Below are 15,843 nucleotides of genomic sequence, written 5' to 3' on the forward strand. Positions count from 1 at the left end.
CACGCCGTCGGCCGCGGGTCGAGGCATCAGGGCCGGACAACTAGAGTGCCCTCCGGGGCGCTGCTGGTCTGCTCTGCCCCTCCGCACCGATGCCGCTGCACAGGAGGTCTGCGTGACCGACACGACCCCCGGTGGACTGGAGAACCTGCTCTCCGAGGACCGCCGCTTCCCCCCTTCGTCCGAGTTCGCCGCCCAGGCCAACGTCCACCGCGACGCGTACGCGTGGGCCGACGCGGACCGGCCGGCCTTCTGGGCCGAGCAGGCGCGCGACCTGCTCGACTGGACCACGCCGTTCCACGAGGTGCTCGACTGGTCGGGTGCTCCCGTGGCGCGCTGGTTCGCCGACGGCCGGCTCAACGCCGCCTACAACGCGGTCGACAGGCACGTGGAGGCGGGCCGCGGCGATCGCGTCGCCCTGCACTTCGAGGGCGAGGGCGGTGACACCCGCACGATCACCTACGCCGACCTGCAGCGCGAGGTCTCGAAGGCGGCCAACGCGCTCGCGGCACTCGGCGTCGAGACGGGCGACCGGGTCGCGATCTACCTGCCGCTGATCCCCGAGGCCGTGTTCACGATGCTGGCGTGCGCCCGCATCGGAGCCCCGCACTCGGTCGTCTTCGGCGGGTTCTCCGCCGAGGCGCTGTACTCGCGCATCGTCGACGCCGAGGCCAAGCTCGTCGTCACGGCCGACGGCGGCTTCCGGCGCGGCGCGGCGTCCGCGCTCAAGCCGGCCGTCGACGAGGCCCTGGCCAAGGGCGAGTCGCCGGTCGAGCACGTCCTCGTGGTGCGCCGCACCGGCCAGGACGTGGCGTGGACCGAGGGCCGCGACGTCTGGTGGTCGGACACGGTCGACACCGCCTCCGACGAGCACACGCCGGTGGCCGTCGATGCGGAGCACCCGCTGTTCATCCTCTACACCTCGGGCACGACGGGGAAGCCGAAGGGCATCTTCCACACCACGGGCGGCTACCTGACACAGGCGGCGTACACCCACAAGGCGGTCTTCGACCTCAAGGCCGAGACCGACGTCTACTGGTGCACGGCCGACATCGGGTGGATCACCGGCCACACGTACGTCGTGTACGGACCGCTCGTGAACGGGGCGACCCAGGTCATCTACGAGGGGACGCCGGACACGCCGCACCGCGGGCGCTGGTGGGAGATCATCGAGAAGTACAAGGTCTCCATCCTCTACACCGCGCCGACGGCCATCCGCACCTGCATGAAGTGGGGCGAGGAGATCCCCTCGAAGTTCGACCTGTCCTCGCTGCGCGTCCTCGGCTCGGTGGGCGAGCCCATCAATCCCGAGGCCTGGGTCTGGTACCGCCGGGTCATCGGCGGCGACCGCACCCCGATCGTCGACACGTGGTGGCAGACCGAGACGGGCGCGATCATGATCAGCCCGCTGCCGGGCGTCACCACCACCAAGCCCGGCTCGGCCCAGGTGCCGCTGCCCGGCATCGCGGCGACCGTGGTCGACGACGACGCGCACCCGGTGCCGGACGGCTCCGGCGGCTACCTCGTGGTCACCGAGCCGTGGCCGTCCATGCTGCGCGGCATCTGGGGCGACCAGGAGCGTTACGCGGACACCTACTGGTCGCGGTTCAAGGACCTGTACTTCGCGGGCGACGGCGCCAAGAAGGACGACGACGGCGACATCTGGCTGCTGGGCCGCGTGGACGACGTCATGAACGTCTCTGGCCACCGCCTGTCCACCACCGAGATCGAGTCGGCGCTCGTGTCCCACCCGTGGGTCGCCGAGGCCGCCGTGGTCGGCGCCACCGACGAGACCACCGGCCAGGCCGTCGTCGCGTTCGTGATCCTGCGCGGTGACGCGGGCGGCGGGGAGCAGTCGGCCGACGAGGTGCAGACCACCTTGCGCAACCACGTCGCCAAGGAGATCGGGCCGATTGCCAAGCCACGCCAGATCCTCGTGGTCGCCGAGCTGCCCAAGACCCGGTCCGGCAAGATCATGCGCCGCCTGCTGCGCGACGTCGCCGAGCACCGCCAGGTGGGCGACGCCACGACGCTGGCCGACGCGTCGGTGATGGACCTGATCGCGCAGGGACTGTCCGCCCCCGGCGCCAAGCAGGAGGACTGAGGCGGAGCGCAGCGGCGGGTGGGCCCGAGCGCAGCGAGGTCCCGCCCGCCGCGGAGCGCAGCCGCAGTCCGACCACGAGCGGAAGGACTGAGGCGGAGCGCAGCGGCGGGTGCGCCCGAGCGCAGCGAGGTCCCGCCCGCCGCGGAGCGCAGCCGCAGTCCGACCACGGGCAGGAGGACTGAGGCGGAGCGCAGCAGACGACGGGCCGAGGCCCGGCGGTCTCACGGGCTGATCCGTGCGACCGCCGGGCCTCGTCCGTCCTGCGACACTGGGACCCCCCGAGCGAGAGGCACCCTGTGGCCGACCTGATCATCCCCGCAGACCTGCTGCCCTCCGACGGCCGCTTCGGCTCCGGGCCGTCCAAGGTCCGGCTCGAGCAGCTCGACGCGCTCGTCGACCAGCGCGCGCTGCTGGGCAGCTCCCACCGCCAGGCGCCGGTCAAGGACCTCGTCGGATCGGTGCGCGCGGGGATGGCCGAGCTGTTCCGCCTGCCCGACGGGTACCAGGTGGTGCTGGGCAACGGCGGTGCGACCGCCTTCTGGGACGTCGCGACGTTCGGACTGGTCCGCGACCAGGCGCACCACCTGGTGCTGGGGGAGTTCAGCCGCAAGTTCGCCGCCGAGACGCGGGCGGCCCCGTTCCTGGCCGAGCCGACGGTCCAGGAGGTGCCCGCCGGCCAGGGCGTGCTGCCGGTCGCGAGCCCGGGGGCGGACGTGTACGCGTGGCCGCACAACGAGACGTCGACCGGCGTGATGCTGCCCGTGCAGCGGGTCGAGGGGGCCGACGACGGCGCGCTCGTGGTCGTCGACGGGACGTCGGGCGCGGCAGGCCTCGCGCTCGATGCCAGCCAGGCCGACGTGTACTACTTCTCGCCGCAGAAGGGCTTCGCCTCCGAGGGCGGGCTGTGGACCGCCGTGCTGTCGCCCGCTGCCGTCGAGCGCGCGCACCAGGTGGCCGCGAGCGGCCGGTGGATCCCGGAATTCTTCGACCTTGTCGGCGCCATCGACAACTCCGCCAAGAACCAGACGTACAACACCCCGGCGATCGCGACGCTGATCCTCATGGACGCCCAGGTGCGGTGGCTCAACGCTCAGGGCGGCCTGGACTGGGCCGTGGCACGCACCCGGGACTCCTCGAGCCGGCTCTACGACTGGGCCGAGCGCACGCCCTGGGCCACGCCCTTCGTCGCCGACCCGGCGTTCCGCTCGCAGGTGGTCGGCACCGTCGACCTCGACGAGTCCATCGACGCGGCCCGCGTGGTGAGCGTCCTTGCCGCCAACGGCGTCCTGGACGTGTTCCCCTACCGCGCGCTCAAGCGCAACCAGCTGCGCGTCGCGATGTTCCCCGCGGTGGAGCCGGACGACGTGAGCAGGCTGATCGGCTGCATCGAGTACGTGGTCGAGCACCTCTGACGCGCGTCACGGCAGCAGGGCACGCAGCCTGCTGACCGCCTCTCGGCCCGCGCGGTTGGCGCCGATCGTCGACGCGCTGGGGCCGTAGCCCACCAGCTGGATCCGGGGGTCGCCCACGACCGTGGTGCCGTCCATGACGATCCCGCCGCCCGGCCCACGCAGGTGCAACGGCGCCAGATGGTCGAGCGCGGCGCGGAAGCCCGTGCACCACAGCAGCGTCGTCGCCTCCACGGCCGCAGGCCCGGTGGCCCAGCCCGGCTCGGTGGGCTCGCGGTCCCATTCGACGCCGGTCGTCGTGATGCGGCTGAACATCGGACGCGGCACCAGCACGCCGGCCTCGATCCCCGCGCGGTAGGCGGGCGTGAGCGGCAGACCGGTCACGCTCACGACGCTCTGGGGCGGCAGCCCCGCGCGGGTGCGTTCCTCCACGAGGGCGACCGCGGCCCGGCCCACCTCGGGGGCGAACTCCTCCTCGCGCCAGGTCGGCAGCCGCCGCGTCACCCAGGTGGTGCTGGTCAAGGGCGCTATCGCGAGAAGCAGCTGCACGGCGGACGTGCCCCCACCGATGACCACGACGTGCCCGTCGGCGAGCTCCTCGGGTGTGCGGTAGTCGTGCGTGTGCAGCTGCCGCCCGCGGAAGCTCCCCTGCCCCGGGTAGGCGGGCCAGAACGGCTTGGTCCAGGTGCCCGACGCGTTGACCAGGCCGCGCGCCCGGAAGACGACGCTCTCCTCGGGCCGCTCCACGCTGCGCGACTCGACGAGCAGACGGCCCTCGTCGTCGCGCACGCTCGTGACCCGGACGGGCCGTTGGACGTGCAGGTCGAACGCGTCCTCGTACTGCGCGAAGTAGTAGGGCACGGTCCTGGCCGCGGGCTCGCTCAGGTCCGGCACCAGGAAGGGCATCCCGGGGAGCTCGTGCACGCCGTGCGCGTCCGCCATGGTCAGCCCGGGCCAGCGCAGCTGCCAGGCGCCCCCGGGCGACGGTGCCTCGTCGAGGACGACGAACGTGCGCGCGGCCCGCTCCCAGTCACGCTCGCCCACCGCGGTGAAGCCGCTGCTGCGCAGGTGGTAGGCGGCCGAGAGCCCGGCCTGGCCGGCCCCGATGACCACCACGTCCACGTCGACCCGCTCGTCGGCCGGCTGCTGCGCGCGACGCGCCCGACGACGGCGCGCAGGAGCGGCGACCGGCGGGACCACCCGCACCGCTCCGTCCTCGCCGATGTCGAAGGTGAGCTCGAGCGTCTTGTCGGGGTCGACGGCGGGCTCGGGCTCGAGGTCGGCAGGCGGGCTCGCCGAAGGAACGCGCGGTTCGTCGGCCGTCGAGTCCATGTCCCACCCAACGTACCCGCCTCGGCGGATCGGCAGGAGCGGTTCCCCCGCCCCCGATCGCCCTGTCGTGGTGGGATGGTCGGATGTCCGACACGAGCGTCACGTCCGAGCACGTGCAGACCCACGCGGGTCCGCTCCCGCCGATCGCCGCCGACGAGGTCCGCGCGCTGGCGGCCCGCGCGGCGGCCGTCGACGGCGTCCCTCCGCTGTCCGAGCAGCCCCTGCTCTGGCTCGAGTCGGACGAGGCGCGCGTGGTGCACCTCCTGGCGCGCGACGAGCGCGGGGTGCTGGCCGGCTACGCGCAGCTCGATCTGAGCGTCGCCGCCACCGTGCACGGCGAGCTCGTCGTCGATCCGGCGCACCGGCGGCAGGGCTACGGTCGCGCCCTGCTCGCTGCGGTCCCACCTGCCGACGACGCCACGCCCGAGCGCGTGCTGCACGTGTGGGCCCACGGCGACCTGCCCGCGGCCCGCGCGTTCGCGGCCGACGTCGACATGCCCGTGGTCCGCGAGCTGTGGCAGATGCGTCTGGAGCCACTGACCGGCGGCCGGCCCGTCGCCCTCCCGGCGGGCGTCACGCTGCGCGAGTTCGTCCCGGGGCAGGACGAGGAGGCGTGGCGCCGGGTCAACTCGCGCGCGTTCGCCCACCACCCCGAGCAGGGGCGCATGACGTCCGCCGACCTGCGCGCACGCGAGGCCGAGCCGTGGTTCGACGCCGCGGGCTTCCTGCTCGCCGAGCGCGACGGCAAGCTCCTGGGCTCGGTGTGGACCAAGGTGCACGCGGCGGGCGACCACGGGCCCGATCCCGTCGGGGAGATCTACGTCGTCGGCGTGGATCCCGACGCGCAGGGTCTGGGGCTCGGCGGGGCGCTGACTGCGGCGGGCCTCAACCACCTGGCCGGGCGCGGGCTCGGGGCGGCCATCCTGTACACCGGCGCCGAGAACGAGGTCGCCATCCGCACCTACCGTCGGGCCGGCTTCGAGCGGGCCTCGTCCGACGTGATGTTCGGCACCGATACCCGTCGTTCACCGACCGGTGCCACGATGGCCCCATGACGGACGCACCGCCGCTCGACGCCCAGCTCGCCGCCCACCTCGCCGAGCACCTCGAGGCCGCCCCCGAGGCGTCCTCCGCCGCGCCCGTCGAGCCGTTGCCCGACGATCGCTTCGCGGACCGCGAGGTGTCCTGGCTGGCGTTCAACCAGCGCGTGCTCGAGCTCGCCGAGGACCCCGACCTCCCGCTGCTCGAGCGCGTGCGGTTCCTGGCGATCTTCGCGTCCAACCTCGACGAGTTCTTCATGGTCCGGGTGGCCGGGCTCAAGCGCCGGATCGCCACGGGCATCGCGGTGACCGCCGCGTCCGGCATGTCCCCGCGCCACGTGCTCGAGGCCATCAGCGAGTCGGCGCACGCGCTGATGGACCGGCACGCGCGAGTGTTCGCCGAGCAGGTGCAGCCGGCGCTCGCTCGCGAGGGCATCACGCTGGTGCGCTGGCAGGACCTGGGCGAGAGCGAGCAGGACCGCCTGCGCAAGTTCTTCCGCCGGCAGATCTTCCCTGTCCTGACGCCGCTCGCGGTGGACCCGGCCCACCCCTTCCCGTACATCTCGGGGCTCTCGCTCAACCTCGCCGTCGTGGTGGTCAACCCCGCGACCGGCAAGGAGCACTTCGCGCGCGTGAAGATCCCGCCGCTGCTGCCCCGCTTCATCGCGGTGGACGCGAGCGGCCGGCCCAGCGCCCCCGACGAGCAGACCGCCAGCGTGGAGAAGGGCCCCACCAGCTTCGTGCCGCTCGAGGACGTCATCTCGGAGCACCTCGAGCAGCTGTTCCCCGGCATGCAGGTGCAGGAGCACCACACGTTCCGGGTGACGCGCAACGAGGACGTGGAGGTCGAGGAGGACGACGCCGAGAACCTCCTCAAGGCCATGGAGAAGGAGCTGCTGCGCCGCCGGTTCGGCCCGCCCGTGCGGCTCGAGATCGCCGAGGGCATCAGCCCCCGCATCCGCAAGCTGCTCGTCCGCGAGCTGGGCATGGCCGACGAGGAGGTCTACGAGCTGCCCGCTCCCCTGGACCAGACCGGCCTCAACCTCATCGCGGACCTGGACCGGGCCGAGCTGCTCTTCCCCAAGTTCGTGCCCACCACGCACCGCCAGCTCGCGGAGGTCGAGAGCGCGACGCCCACCGACGTGTTCGCCAAGATCCGCGAGCGCGACATCCTGCTGCACCACCCCTACGACTCGTTCTCCACCTCGGTGCAGACGTTCCTCGAGCAGGCGGCCGCCGACCCGCAGGTGCTCGCGATCAAGCAGACCCTGTACCGCACGTCGGGCGACTCCCCGATCGTCGACGCCCTCATCGACGCCGCCCAGGCCGGCAAGCAGGTCCTGGCGCTGGTGGAGATCAAGGCCCGGTTCGACGAGCAGAACAACATCTCCTGGGCACGCAAGCTCGAGCAGGCGGGGGTCCACGTCGTCTACGGCATCGTGGGCCTCAAGACGCACTGCAAGCTCAGCCTCGTGGTGCGCCAGGAGGCCGACGGGCTGCGTCGCTACAGCCACGTCGGCACCGGCAACTACCACCCCAAGACCGCGCGCCTCTACACGGACGTCGGCCTGCTCACGGCGGACCCCGACGTGGGCCAGGACCTCACGCGGCTCTTCAACCAGCTCTCGGGGTACGCACCCAAGAGCCGGTTCCACCGCCTGCTGGTCGCGCCCCGCAGCGTGCGCGCGGGACTCATCGAGCGCATCGAGCGCGAGGCGCAGGCGGCCCGCGACGGCTATCCCGCGTGGATCAAGATCAAGGTCAACTCGATGGTCGACGAGGCCACCATCGACGCGCTGTACCGGGCGTCGCAGGCCGGGGTGCCCATCGACATCGTCGTGCGCGGCATCTGCGCGCTGCGACCCGGCGTCCCGGGGCTGAGCGAGAACATCCGGGTGCGCTCCATCCTGGGCCGGTTCCTCGAGCACTCGCGCATCTTCGCCTTCGCGCACGCGACGCCGTCCGAGGAGGACACGTTCGAGGGCCCCGAGGTGTTCATCGGCAGCGCCGACCTCATGCACCGCAACCTCGACCGTCGCGTCGAGGCCCTGGTCCGGATCGCCGACCACGACCAGGTGGCCGAGCTGGTGGACCTCGTCGACGAGTCGGTCAGCGACACGACCTCCTCGTGGCACCTCGGTCCGGACGACGAGTGGACGCGCCACTCGCGTGGCCCCGACGGCCCGCTCGTCGACCTGCAGGCCGTGCTCATCCAGCGGCAGCGGCGGCGCCTGGGCTCGAGCCGGTGAGCCCCGCGCGTCACCCGGCGGTCGTCGAGGCCGCCGGCGCCCTGGTGTGGCGCGTCCGCACGGGCAGGCTGCAGGTGGCCCTGGTGCACCGGCCGCGCTACCGGGACTGGTCCTGGCCCAAGGGCAAGCTCGACCCCGGCGAGAGCATCGTGCAGGCGGCGTGGCGTGAGGTCGCCGAGGAGACCTCGCACGACGTCGTCCTCGGTCGCCCCCTGCCGGGCCTGGAGTACCGGATCTCCGACGGCCGCACCAAGCGCGTGCACTACTGGGCGGCACAGGTGGCGGGCCGGCACGAGGGCGCCTCGCTGCGCGCACGTCCGCCGGTGCCGCGCGCCTCGATGGACGAGATCGACCAGGTGCGCTGGTTCGACGTCGACTCGGCCGCGGCGCGGCTGACGCGCCCCGAGGACAACGCCCCGCTGGTGCACCTCGTCGAGGCCCACCGCAAGGGCCGCCTCGACACGCGCGCGCTCGTGGTCGTGCGGCACTCCGCCGCCACCAAGCGATCCGCCTGGGGCGGCACCGAGCTGGATCGTCCCCTGACGCGCGCGGGCCGGGCGCAGGCCGAGGCGCTGGTCCCGGTCCTGTCCGCCTTCGGCGCCACGCGCGTGGTCACGAGCGAGTGGGCGCGCTGCGCCGCGACCGTGCAGCCGTACGGCACGGCCGCGCAGGTGCCCGTCGAGATCTCGCCGCTGCTGACCGAGCTCGAGCACTCCGCGTCCCCGGCACGGGTGGCACGCCAGGTGGTCGAGCTGCTCGACTGGCCCGGCGACTCGGTGCTGTGCACGCACCGACCGGTGCTGCCCACGGTCGTCGACGTCCTGGCCCAGCACGCCCCGCGCTCGGTGGTCGACGACCTGCCCGTCGGCGACCCGTTCCTCGAGCCCGGCGAGGCGCTCGTCGCGCACGTCGCGCAGACCGCCAAGGGCCCGCGCGTGGTCGCCGTCGAGCGGCACCACGGCGCGGCGGCCTGAGGTCGGGGCGGGCCTCTTCGTCGAGCCGCTGGCCGGCCTCAGTTGAGGATCGGGTTGAGCACCAGGTAGAAGATCGCGGCGACCGCTGCCGCCGCCGGGATGGTGAGCACCCAGGCGACGCCGATGTTCTTGGCGACGCCCCAGCGCACCGCGGAGGCCCGCTTGGTGGCGCCCACGCCCATGATCGCCGATGTCACGGTGTGGGTGGTGGAGACCGGGGCGTGCAGCACGTACGCGTTGAAGTAGAGCACGGTCGCGGACACGGACTCGGCGACGAACCCGCGCGCGGGGTCCACCTCGATGATCTTGCGGCCGAGCGTGCGCATGATGCGCCAGCCGCCCGCGTAGGTGCCCAGGGAGATCGCGGTCGCGGCGGCGATCTTGACCCACAGCGGGATGCCCGCGTCCTTGTCGGCCCAGCCCACGGTGATCAGGGCGAGCCAGATGATGCCCATCGTCTTCTGCGCGTCCTGCAGGCCGTGGCCCAAGGCCATCGCGGAGGCGGACACCGTCTGCGCGAGCCGGAACCGGCGCTGCGTCTTGGCCGGCGCCTTGTTCCGCAGCAGCCACAGCACGCCCAGCATGATGAGGAACGCGAGCAGGAAGCCGACGAGGGGCGAGATGACCATCGGCAGCACGACCTTCTCGTACACCGAGCTCCAGTACACGCCCAGGCTGGCCGCGAGCCCGGCACCGACGAGGCCGCCGATGAGCGAGTGCGTCGAGGACGACGGCAGGCCGAACCACCAGGTGATGAGGTTCCAGGTGATCGCGCCGATCAGCGCGCAGACGATCACCACGAGCGCCTCGTGCCCGGCCGCGTCCTGCAGGTCGACGATCGAGGTCGCGATGGTCTCCGCGACCGCGGTGCCGAGCATGGCACCGACGAAGTTCATGATGGCGGCCATGGTCAGGGCCACCCGCGGCGTCAGCGCGCGGGTCGAGACCGAGGTCGCGATCGCGTTCGCCGCGTCGTGGAAACCGTTGGTGTAGTCGAAGCCGAGCGCGAGCGCGACGACGACGACGACGAGTGCTGCCTCCACCGTGCCTCAGGACTCCTTGAGCGCGATGGTCTCGACCGTGTTCGCCACCTTCTCGAAGGCGTCAGCCGCGTCCTCGAGCTTCTCGACGATCTCCTTGAGCTTCATCAGCTGGATGGGGTCGGTGATCTCGTCGAACATCTGCGCGAGCAGCTTGCGGTGGATCTTGTCAGCCTGGTTCTCGAGGCGGTTGACCTCGACCCAGTACTCGGACAGGGAGTCCATGGACCGCAGCCGCGGCATGGCGTCCGCCGTCAGCTCGGCCGCGCGCTGCAGCACCTGGACCTGGTCCGACACGCGCGCGGGCAGCGCGTCGACCTTGTACAGGACGATGAGGTCGGCCGCCTCGTCCATGTAGTCCATGCAGTCGTCGAGGCTCGACGCCAGGTTGTAGATGTCGTCGCGGTCGAACGGCGTCACGAACGTCTGGTTCAGGCGACGCATGATCGTGTGGGTCGCGTCGTCGGCTGCGTGCTCCGCCTCGGCGATCGCCTTGCCGATCTCCTTGCGGGCGGCGGGGTCGGCGCCCAGCATCTGGCCCAGGAGGTTTGCTCCCGTGACCAGGTGGCTGGCAGATGCGGCGAAGAGGTCGAAGAACGTGTTGTCGCGCGGTGTCAGGCGCAGGCGCACGGGAGGCTCCGGGGAGGGGGGACGGCAGACGGAAATCAGGCTAGGACACGACCCCTCGTTTACCTAACGGCAGACGACCGGGGGGTGCACACATGGTGACACCCCGACGAGCCTCCCGGGACCGCATTCGCCCGGATGCGCGCCCCCGGTCGCGCGGCGTGCCTCGTCGCACGCTCACGGGCGCCCGCGCGGGGGTTGCCACCGTGGCCAGCATCACGCTCGCCGGCGACCGCGCGGGGGCCGAGTGGAGCGACGCCGGGCCGGGAGCGCCTCTCGGCGCGAGGCCACTCGAGGTGGCTTGAGATGGAGCCCGGGGCTACCGCGACCCGGCGTCGAGATTCATCGTACGCCTGTACGTCGGGAGCGCCGGTTCACTCGAGCCGGCCGGACCGCCACAGGGCCGCCGCGTGCTCGAGCTCCTCGGCGGTCCGCACCAACGACGCCGCGCCGTGCGTCATCCGGACGGCACCGCGCGGGTCGACGAGGTCGAGGTGGTCGGCGTCGAACGCCGCCCCGGCCGCCAGCACCCGGCAGAACGAGGCCGCGCGCTCGAGCGCCACGTCCAGATCGCCGGCGTAGACGCCGGAGAGCACGGCGTCGGCGACCGCCCGCACGTCCGACGGTCCGGCCGCGTCCGCCACCCCCGCCACCACCTCGTGCACGGGCGCCGCACCCACACCGAGGCGGTACCGGTCGGCCACGGTGTCGGGGTCGCGCCGCACCCACTCGCGCAGCACGTAGAGACGCCAGAGCGCGCCGGGCAGCGTGGGCGCCGGGGAGTCGGACCACAGCGCCGCGACGACGTCGAGACCCTCCGTCTCCACGAGCGCCACCAGACGTTCGAGCACACCCGGGTCCTCGTTGGCCCGGCCGTGGTGCACGAGCGCGGCCGCCGTCGTGTGCGCGACCTGCGAACGCAGTGCCGGGTCGATGCCGCCGGGCAGCTCCTCGGCCTGCACCGGGTCCAGCATGGCGGGGCGCCGGGGGCGTCGGGATTCTGAGTCGGTCATCGCCACCTCCCAGGACCATCCTGCCCCACCCGGCTCGACGTGCAGCCTCGCAGGTGGCGGGCCAGAGTGGAGGCAGGGCCCCGGCGCAGCAGGGGCATGGAGCCAAAGGAGTCCTCGGCCATGTCCGACACGCCAGCGCCCCCGCGGGGTGGGACCGCAGCGGCCGCGCCCCACCAGAACCCGCACCACCGGCGCGCCGTCGCGCTCGCGGTCGCCGCCGCCGTCGGCGGGTTCCTCTTCGGCTTCGACAGCTCCGTCATCAACGGCGCGGTCGAGGGCTTCACCGAGGACTTCAAGATCCTCGACATGAATGCCGGCTCGTTCATCAAGGCGTTCGTGGTGGCCGTCGCCCTGCTCGGGTGCGCGCTCGGCGCCTGGCTGGGCGGGCGGCTCGCGGACCGCTGGGGCCGCACCCGCGTGATGTTCCTGGGCGCGGTGCTGTTCTTCGTCTCCTCGATCCTCTCGGCGATCGCTTTCGGCGTGTGGGACCTGGTCCTGTGGCGGTTCATGGCCGGCATCGGCATCGGCATCGCGTCGGTGATCGCCCCGGCGTACATCGCGGAGATCGCTCCCGCTGCCGTCCGCGGCAGGCTCGGCTCGCTGCAGCAGCTCGCCATCGTCCTCGGCATCTTCGCCGCGCTCCTGTCGGACCAGCTGCTGGCTGTGGCGACGGGCGTCGAGGACAACCCCGCGTCCGCCGAGCTCTGGCTGGGCCTCGAGGCGTGGCGCTGGATGTTCCTCGTGGCCGTCATCCCGGCGACCGTGTACGGCTACCTCGCTCTGCGGATCCCCGAGTCGCCGCGGTACCTCATCAACCGCGGCCGCCGCGAGGAGGCGAAGACCATCCTCGCCTCGGTCCTCGGCCCCGACGAGGACGCCGAGGAGCGCGTCACCGAGATCGAGCGGGCCATCAAGACCGACGCGGACGCCACCAAGAAGTCGAGTCTCCGAGGCCCCGTGCTGGGCCTGCAGGGGATCGTCTGGGTCGGCATCCTGCTGTCGGTATTCCAGCAGTTCGTCGGCATCAACGTGATCTTCTACTACTCCAACACGCTGTGGCAGGCGGTCGGGTTCGATGCGAGCGACTCCTTCACCTACTCCACCATCACCTCGGTCACCAACGTCGTCGTGACGTTCATCGCGATCGCGCTGATCGACAAGGTGGGCCGCCGCCCCCTGCTCCTCATCGGGTCGCTCGGCATGACGGTCTGCCTCGGCATCATGGCGGTCGCCTTCACGCAGTCGTTCGACGTGCCGGACCCGGACAACGCCGGCGAGATGCTGACCCAGCTGCCCGACACCTGGGGCGTCACCGCACTGATCGCCGCCAACCTGTTCGTCGTGTTCTTCGGCGCCACGTGGGGCCCCCTGGTGTGGGTGCTGCTCGGCGAGATGTTCCCGCCCCGCATCCGCGCCGCGGCCCTGGGGGTTGCCGCGGCTGCGCAGTGGATCGCCAACTTCGCCATCACCATGACGTTCCCGCCGATGCTCGACGCCTTCGGCGCCACCGGTCCGTACCTGATGTACGCGATCTTCGCGGCCCTCTCCTTCTTCTTCGTCCTGTGGAAGATCCCCGAGACGAAGGGCGTCCAGCTCGAGGACATGGAGGACGTCAAGGTGGTCCGGAACCGCCGCGACGCGCCGTCGACCGCATAGCCGCACACGACGAAGGGCGCGCGACGGGTCGTCGCGCGCCCTTTCTCGCGTCTAACGGTTGCCTGCTGCAAGCATGTGTGTATATGGTTGCAGCAAGCAATCAAGGAGAGTCATGAGCATCGCGGTCGTCACCACACCGGCCGAGCGCGCGGACGTCGAGCCGTCACCCTCGCCCGAGGCTCCGCACCTCGCCCTCATGCGCGCCACGGAGGTGTTCGCACGCTCCCTGCGCGAGTCGGGCGTGCATCTGGCACGCAGCCTCGACTGCTCGCGGGCGACCCTCGCGATCATCCGGCTCATCGACCAGCGCGGACCCCTCACGCTGGGCGAGATCGCCCACCTGCTGCGCGTCGACCTGTCCGTGGCGAGCCGCCAGGTGAGCCTCATGGTCACCGAGGGCTACGTCGAGCGGGCCGTCGACCACGACGACCGGCGGGTCCGGACCGTCGCGCTGTCCGACGCCGGGCGCGCGCGCACCCGGGAGATCAAGGCCGAGCTCGACGCCCGGACGCGCGACGTCTTCGGCGACTGGACCGAGCCTCAGATGGCCGACGCCGTCGCGATGCTGGGCCGCCTCACCGCCACGATCGACGCCGCGTCAGACCACTAGCCCCCACGCACCCTCGACCTGCCGCCGTCGCCGGGCCGCCCCACCCGCACGAGAGAGAACCGCTGTGAGCACAGAAGTGAAAGCCGCCCCCGTCCCCGGAGCCATGACGCACCGCCAGGTGCTGGAAGCGCTGTCCGGCATCCTCCTCGGGATGTTCGTCTCCATCCTCGCGACGAGCGTCGTCTCGTCCTCCCTGCCGCGCATCATCACCGACCTGGAGGGCGACCAGTCGGCGTTCACCTGGGTGGTGACCGCGACCCTACTGACCACCACCATCTCGACGCCCATCTGGGGCAAGCTCGCCGACCTCGTCAACCGCAAGCTGCTCATCCAGCTCGCGCTGGTCATCTCCGTGGTGTCCTCGGCCCTGGCCGGGTTCTCGCACAACACCGAGATGCTCATCGGCATGCGCGCCCTGCAGGGCATCGGCGCGGGCGGCCTGACCGCGCTCGGCACGGTGCTGATCGCCGACATCATCAGCCCGCGTGAGCGCGGCCGGTACATGGGCTACATGGGTGCGGTCATGGGTATCGCCATGGTCGGCGGCCCGCTGCTGGGCGGCGTGCTCACCGACTCCGCACTCGGCTGGCGCTGGAACTTCTTCGTGGGCCTGCCGTTCGCCGTGGCCGCGATCGTCGTGCTGCAGCGCACCCTGCACCTGCCCACGGTGGCGCGTCGCGTGGTCAAGATCGACTACCTCGGCGCCGTCCTCATCTCGGTCGGCATCGCCGGTCTGCTGCTGTGGATCACGTTCGCGGGCGACAAGTTCGCGTGGGGCTCGTGGCAGACCGCCGCGATGGTCGGTGGCTCCGTCGTCGTGCTGGCCCTGGCCGGCGTCGCGGAGTCCAAGGCCGCCGAGCCGATCATCCCGCTGCACCTGTTCAAGAACCGCACGCTGGTGCTCGCCGTGGTGGGCAGCGTCGCCGTCGGCATCGCGATGTTCGGCACGTCGGTGTTCATCGGCCAGTACATGCAGCTGGCGCGCGGCAAGACACCCACGCAGTCGGGTCTGCTGACCATCCCGATGATCGTCGGCCTCATGGTCTCCTCGACCCTGAGCGGCCGCGTGATCGCACGCACCGGCCGCTACAAGCGGTTCATGATCGCCGGCGCGATCATGCTCACCGCCGGGCTGGGGCTGATGGGCACCATCCACTACGACACGAACTTCGTGCTCGTCGCGCTCTACATGGCGCTGCTCGGTGCGGGCGTGGGCATGCTCATGCAGAACCTGGTGCTCGCGGTGCAGAACACGCTGGACGTGCGGGAGATCGGCTCGGGCACGTCGTCGGTCGCGTTCTTCCGCACGCTCGGCGGCGCCATCGGCGTCTCGGCGCTGGGTGCGGTGCTGGCCTCCCGGTCCACGGACCTGATCGCGAACGGCCTGACCAAGCTGGGGATCGACCCGTCGCAGGTGGGCGGGACCGGCGCGCTGCCCGACCTGAGCACGCTGCCCGCCCCGGTGCGCGAGGTGGTCGAGCGGGCGTTCGGCGACTCGATCGCGGACCTGTTCCTCATCGCGACGCCCATCGCCTTCGTCTCGCTGATCGCGGTGCTGCTGCTCAAGGAGGTGCCGCTGGGCAACCGCTCGGGCATCCAGCAGCGGCTCGAGGTGGACGGGCACGCGCTCGACGAGCAGCCCGTCCTCGGCCAGCCGCTCGTGGGCGAGCCCGTGGTGACGACCGTCGACGAGGTGACCGTCGGCGGGGGCAGCATCGACGAGAGCACCGCCGGCGAGAGCACCATCGACGAGGACGCCCGGGCGCGCGTCTAGTCCCGACCGGGCATCCGC

Annotated in this window: 12 protein-coding genes; 8 read left to right on the forward strand and 4 right to left on the reverse strand. The window is 72.0% G+C overall.

The features are described from left to right. The first annotated feature begins 112 nt into the window (after positions 1-112). Both acs and serC read left to right on the forward strand, forming a co-directional pair. Complete coding sequence (gene acs, locus QRT05_RS13215; RefSeq protein ID WP_289447728.1) at positions 113-2,101, forward strand: acetate--CoA ligase; 1,989 nt, start codon at positions 113-115, stop codon at positions 2,099-2,101. A 296-nt stretch (positions 2,102-2,397) separates the two neighbouring features. After that, positions 2,398-3,513 carry a phosphoserine transaminase gene (serC, locus tag QRT05_RS13220; RefSeq protein WP_289447729.1) on the forward strand — a complete coding sequence of 372 codons (1,116 nt, stop codon included), beginning with the start codon at positions 2,398-2,400 and terminating at the stop codon, positions 3,511-3,513. A 6-nt stretch (positions 3,514-3,519) separates the two neighbouring features. Here serC and QRT05_RS13225 read toward each other — a convergent pair whose 3' ends face one another. Continuing rightward, positions 3,520-4,842 (reverse strand): NAD(P)-binding domain-containing protein, encoded by a 1,323-nt coding sequence (locus QRT05_RS13225; protein ID WP_289447730.1) that lies wholly within the window; start codon positions 4,840-4,842, stop codon positions 3,520-3,522. Between the two features lie 83 nt (positions 4,843-4,925). On the opposite strand from QRT05_RS13225, the gene mshD reads away from it, so the two are divergent. The 3 genes from mshD to QRT05_RS13240 are packed head-to-tail and all read left to right on the forward strand — an operon-like array spanning position 4,926 to position 9,105. Further along, positions 4,926-5,897 carry a mycothiol synthase gene (gene mshD, locus QRT05_RS13230; RefSeq protein ID WP_289447731.1) on the forward strand — a complete coding sequence of 324 codons (972 nt, stop codon included), beginning with the start codon at positions 4,926-4,928 and terminating at the stop codon, positions 5,895-5,897. Then, a complete protein-coding gene (locus QRT05_RS13235; protein ID WP_289447732.1) occupies positions 5,894-8,131 on the forward strand; it encodes an RNA degradosome polyphosphate kinase in 2,238 nt (745 codons plus the stop codon). The genes mshD and QRT05_RS13235 overlap by 4 nt, the downstream gene beginning before the upstream one ends. Next, positions 8,128-9,105, forward strand: coding sequence for an NUDIX hydrolase (locus QRT05_RS13240; protein ID WP_289447733.1), 978 nt, complete (start codon positions 8,128-8,130; stop codon positions 9,103-9,105). The genes QRT05_RS13235 and QRT05_RS13240 overlap by 4 nt, the downstream gene beginning before the upstream one ends. Positions 9,106-9,143: 38 nt before the next feature. On the opposite strand, the gene QRT05_RS13245 is transcribed toward QRT05_RS13240, so the two are convergent. From QRT05_RS13245 to QRT05_RS13255, 3 genes are all read right to left on the reverse strand, one after another. Continuing rightward, positions 9,144-10,148: an inorganic phosphate transporter gene (locus QRT05_RS13245; RefSeq protein ID WP_289447734.1), complete on the reverse strand. Its 1,005-nt coding sequence runs from the start codon at positions 10,146-10,148 to the stop codon at positions 9,144-9,146. Positions 10,149-10,154: 6 nt separating this feature from the next. Continuing rightward, on the reverse strand, positions 10,155-10,775 hold the full coding sequence (locus tag QRT05_RS13250) for a DUF47 domain-containing protein (RefSeq protein WP_289447735.1): 621 nt from the start codon (positions 10,773-10,775) through the stop codon (positions 10,155-10,157). Positions 10,776-11,146: 371 nt separating this feature from the next. Then, complete coding sequence (locus QRT05_RS13255; RefSeq protein ID WP_289447866.1) at positions 11,147-11,746, reverse strand: hypothetical protein; 600 nt, start codon at positions 11,744-11,746, stop codon at positions 11,147-11,149. A gap of 159 nt (positions 11,747-11,905) precedes the next feature. On the opposite strand from QRT05_RS13255, the gene QRT05_RS13260 reads away from it, so the two are divergent. The 3 genes from QRT05_RS13260 to QRT05_RS13270 all read left to right on the forward strand — a co-directional run bounded on the left by QRT05_RS13260 (position 11,906) and on the right by QRT05_RS13270 (position 15,825). After that, a complete protein-coding gene (locus QRT05_RS13260) occupies positions 11,906-13,441 on the forward strand; it encodes a sugar porter family MFS transporter (protein ID WP_289447736.1) in 1,536 nt (511 codons plus the stop codon). Between the two features lie 112 nt (positions 13,442-13,553). Then, positions 13,554-14,051 carry a MarR family winged helix-turn-helix transcriptional regulator gene (locus QRT05_RS13265; RefSeq protein ID WP_289447737.1) on the forward strand — a complete coding sequence of 166 codons (498 nt, stop codon included), beginning with the start codon at positions 13,554-13,556 and terminating at the stop codon, positions 14,049-14,051. 103 nt (positions 14,052-14,154) lie between these two features. Continuing rightward, positions 14,155-15,825: an MDR family MFS transporter gene (locus QRT05_RS13270; protein ID WP_289447867.1), complete on the forward strand. Its 1,671-nt coding sequence runs from the start codon at positions 14,155-14,157 to the stop codon at positions 15,823-15,825. Positions 15,826-15,843 lie beyond the last annotated feature (18 nt).

The sequence above is a fragment of the Cellulomonas edaphi genome, assembly GCF_030362815.1.
Taxonomy (GTDB): Bacteria; Actinomycetota; Actinomycetes; order Actinomycetales; family Cellulomonadaceae; genus Cellulomonas; species Cellulomonas edaphi.